The 2,429-nt window shown below is 50.0% G+C and carries 1 protein-coding gene; it reads left to right on the plus strand.

Annotated features, from left to right (window positions below; genetic code table 11):
• Window positions 1-785: 785 nt before the first annotated feature.
• The coding region (locus AC3WT9_RS34565; RefSeq protein WP_492408977.1) for a condensation domain-containing protein at window positions 786-2,429 on the plus strand (1,644 nt) is incomplete at its 3' end.

Genomic DNA, 2,429 nt, shown 5'->3' on the forward strand with positions numbered 1-2,429 from the left:
TGCTACGCGGAACAGCTTCGCAGACTGATCACCCACTGCACCCGGCAGGCGCACAGCGAGAAGACCGCGAGCGATTTTAGTTCTAGTGGATTAGATATTGATGAAGTAGAGAACATTTACTCATTGCTTGAACAAGTAGACTAGAGCATGTCTTCAAACTGGAAGAGCTCTGGGGAAGCAAGGATTTAGAATTGAAAGTAGGGCCCAAAAGCCCGCAGCGGGTTCATTTACCCGTAACGCACAGGAGGTGCTATGGAGAGTAAAATCCCTGTTTATTCTCTTTTGCGGACCCAGGCGACCTTATCTGCTCTGCATTCTATCTAAAAACGGCCATCAGGGAGAAATAACTGCGCTGGAGTCCTTGTCCTCCTGTAACAGGCTAAAAGCCCCAAATCAAGTACAGCTCGGTCCGTTTGTACTCAGAGCCAGGAATACACTTTCCAGTCACACACACACACCTTCGGAAGAAGAGCGAAGTCTTTGAAACACCGAGACGTAAGCCTCCACCGAAAAACTACCTAGTGGCGAAACGCCTTTCTCCGCATGTGATCAGAAAATGGTACTGTACCCAAGATTCCTTAGGGCATACAGCGGCAGGTTTTGGCGGAGAAGCGGTTTGAAGACACACCTTAGAAAAAAAGGGTTAACAGAAGGTGGAGAGGTAAAAACATCTTCCCTAACGTTGTTATTGAAGAGAACGAGGCACCAAGTATCTAAACTAAATGATCGGAGAAATAGCCCAGGTTTTAAAATAGCGTCTCTAAACAACTTGCCGGGAGGTAAACATGAGTAGAAGAAGAGACTCGATAAAAGACATCTATTATCTTACGCCGATGCAAGAAGGTATGTTATTTCATTCTTTGCTTCACAAATCAAATGAGTATTTTGAACAATATACTTTGGAGCTTGCAGGTGATTTAAATGTAACCCTAGTTAATCAATCATTTGCGAAGCTCATTGAGCGATACGATATACTTCGAACCATCTTCGTCTGGAAAAAGGTGAAGAAATCTGTTCAAGTCGTAGTAAAAAATCAAAAGACGGACTTGATTTTCAAAGATATTTCTCAGTTGAGTGAAAATGAAAAGTCTAGGTATGTGAACGAGTACATGCAAAATGATCGAGATGAGGGCTTTGACCTATTGAGGGGGCCTTTAATTCGATTAGCTGTTCTAAAAAAGGATTCTGATTCACACATAATGATTTGGAGCTTCCACCATATTTTGATGGATGGTTGGTGTGTAAGCATTCTTATGCAGGAATTTATGCATATATATCAATGCTTGAAGACTAAACAGCCCATTCGACTTGACACGCCAATACAATTTAACAGTTACATGCAATGGCTTGAAAAGCAGGACGGGGAATCGGCGCGACAGTACTGGAGCCAGTACTTGGCAAACTATGAGCAACAGGCGAGTGTACCGCGAGCGCCTTGGACAGCAGGGCCTGCGGGAGCCAAGCCGCAGGAGCATGCCTTCCGTCTGGATGTGGGGATGACCCGGGAGCTGGAGCGGTTGGCCCGCCAGGCACAAGTGACGCTGAACACAGTGATGCAGACGATCTGGGGACTGCTTTTGCAGAAGTACAACCAGAGCGGTGATGTGGTATTCGGGACTGTCGTATCGGGGAGACCGGCGGAAGTTCCGGGAATCGAGCGGATGATCGGCCTGTTTATCAATACGACGCCGGTACGGGTCAGCAGTTCCCCCGACCAGAGCGTAATGGAGCTGCTGCAGCAGGTGCAGGAAGCGGCGCTGGCGTCGGAATCACACAGCCATTATCCGCTGTATGAGATTCAGGGACTGAGCGCGCTGAAGGAAGGATTGATCGATCATATTTTGGTGTTCGAGAACTATCCGATTGCTGAAGCGATTGGCCAAGCAGGCGGAACGGACGAGGCTGCGTTCGGGATCCGTGACGTTGAAGTATTTGAGCAGACGAATTATGACCTAACCGTCGTGCTATTCCCGGGTGAAGCGTTGTCGATTGAATTCCGGTACAACGCCAAGGTATACGATGGAACATTCATCCGGCGAATGGAGGGGCATATCCGGGAGATCGCGCAGCAAATGCTGGCGGATGCGCAGAGGCCGGTGGCCTCGATATCGCTTGTCACGGCGGAGGAGAAGCAAGAGCTGCTGCATGGGTTCAACAACACGGCGGCGGAGTATCCGCGGGAAGCGACGATCCACGGGCTGTTTGAAGCCCAGGTGGAGAAGACGCCGGATGTGGTGGCGGCCGTGTACGGGGATCAGCAGCTGACCTATGCAGAGCTGAACGCGCGGGCGAATCAGCTGGCGTGGACGCTGCGCGGGCAGGGTGTAGGGCCGGAGCGTATCGTGGCTATCCTGATGGAACGCTCTTTGGACATGATCGCCGGGATGCTCGGCATCCTGAAGGCCGGCGGGGCGTACTTGCCGATTGAT

It is taken from the genome of Paenibacillus sp. EB106-06-01-XG199 (assembly GCF_058791575.1).